This window comes from Nostoc sp. CALU 1950 (assembly GCF_051172895.1).
Taxonomy (GTDB): domain Bacteria; phylum Cyanobacteriota; class Cyanobacteriia; order Cyanobacteriales; family Nostocaceae; genus Nostoc; species Nostoc edaphicum_A.
The window spans coordinates 1-1,486 of the sequence record NZ_JBDNJQ010000365.1 but is presented as its reverse complement, the minus strand read 5'-3'; the positions used below and the strand labels follow the sequence as shown (position 1 = coordinate 1,486).

Annotated in this window: 2 protein-coding genes and 1 pseudogene; 2 read left to right on the top strand and 1 reads right to left on the bottom strand. The window is 30.1% G+C overall.

What is annotated here, in order from left to right; translation table 11 throughout:
* The first annotated feature begins 9 nt into the window (after positions 1-9).
* Together ABF638_RS37930 and ABF638_RS37925 are read left to right on the top strand one after the other, a co-directional pair.
* Positions 10-750: a hypothetical protein gene (locus tag ABF638_RS37930; protein ID WP_435027876.1), complete on the top strand. Its 741-nt coding sequence runs from the start codon at positions 10-12 to the stop codon at positions 748-750.
* Positions 747-1,259: a hypothetical protein gene (locus ABF638_RS37925; RefSeq protein ID WP_435027875.1), complete on the top strand. Its 513-nt coding sequence runs from the start codon at positions 747-749 to the stop codon at positions 1,257-1,259. The genes ABF638_RS37930 and ABF638_RS37925 overlap by 4 nt, the downstream gene beginning before the upstream one ends.
* 34 nt (positions 1,260-1,293) lie before the next feature.
* Here ABF638_RS37925 and ABF638_RS37920 read toward each other — a convergent pair.
* Positions 1,294-1,440 (bottom strand): annotated as a pseudogene (locus ABF638_RS37920) (type II toxin-antitoxin system VapC family toxin); the annotation flags it as partial.
* Positions 1,441-1,486: the final 46 nt, after the last annotated feature.

Here is a 1,486-nt window from a genome sequence, read left to right as displayed (position 1 = left end):
TAACATATTTTGGGCTGTTTTTATCGGATTTTTCTTAACATTCAACACTTTTGGTGCAACACATATTTTTTTAAAAAACACCGCAAAAAAATTTGCTATGCAGATACGGACATAACTCTGAAAGAATATGACAACTCAGAAAGAGAAGAAAAAGAAAAAAATCGAGTCGGAAACCGCAAAGCTAATAGTGGAAATGTATATGCTAATCAATGGGTTTACTCCAAAACCTCAAACATACCTAGAAATTTGGGTAGGGTTACAGAAAAGCTTGAATGGGATGAACTACTTTGCATTGAGTTTGATTTAAATGAGCGAATATTTGTCTACTCACACTCTAGATATAATCAGCTTGAAAAACGAGATAGAAGTTCAGCTTTACGTCGTTTTTTACGACCTGATTTAGTTTTAGAAACTGACAATACAATAGGAGACAATAATTTGAATGAAGGTACATCTATCAAAATAATTGATTACAAAGATGTACCGCTAGAATTTTATAAAAAGAAAGAACTACATCCAAAGTCTGCCAAAAAGTATAAAGATGATCTAGTGAAGCAACTTACATATGAATATGCCCTACAGCAAACACATAATATTTCTGCAAATGTATTTTTTATTCCTTATTACTATAATGTAGAACCATCCAATACATTGGGTGAATTGGAAGAAAATATAAACCTAAAAGGTATAAAAATATTTAAGGCGAACTTCTTTTTAATACAAAATAGTTATTTGGAAAATAATCAATGATTTATGAATTAAATGTAATTGGAACTTGTTCAGAGAATACAGATTTTCAAAGTGTTTATATTCCTTTTATATCATTTGCTAATAAAGAGCAAAAAATAGCTATAGAAGATTACATATCTCAGCAAGTAAATGATTTTTTCAAAAAGATATATCCTAGTGTAAATAAAACTCAATTGTGTTATTCACAAATAATTACAGAAAAAGATTTCAAAAAAATTGAAATAAGTTATTTTTATAAAAACTTTTTCGATGATTTAGAACGTGGCTCTGATGGTAAATTAAATTTAAAAATTAAATGGAGCATCAGTTTTGATGAAAAATGCACTCCGATTAAGCTAGCATATCTTTCTCCAGATTACCGTGGCCATGAACTTAAACCTAAATCACTCTCTTATAACGATGTAAAAGGCCATCAACATCGCAAATACGGTACTATAGAAATTAATGGATTTCCAATATTTTACTATATTTACTTTACACTTCAAGAAATATTGGATGTAATTAAATAAATACACACTTAGTCCAATTTAATCTTGAGGCAAATTAAGATATAGTCCAATCTTCTAAAAGCAAATTAGGAACTCTCTCAAAATCCTTCCGGTTACGGGTTACTAAAATCCCATTCACCGACAGCGTAATTGCCGCAATGCGTAAATCTTGAGTACCAATGCGTATTCTTTGAGAGCTGATTCGTAAAGAAAATCTAAAGAGAACAGAGCCTCATTTGACTTAGGCT

Coding starts and splice junctions, on each gene's coding strand:
- ABF638_RS37925 (WP_435027875.1), top strand. CDS start 747: ATGATTTATGAATTAAATGTAATTGGAACTTGTTCAGAGAATACAGAT.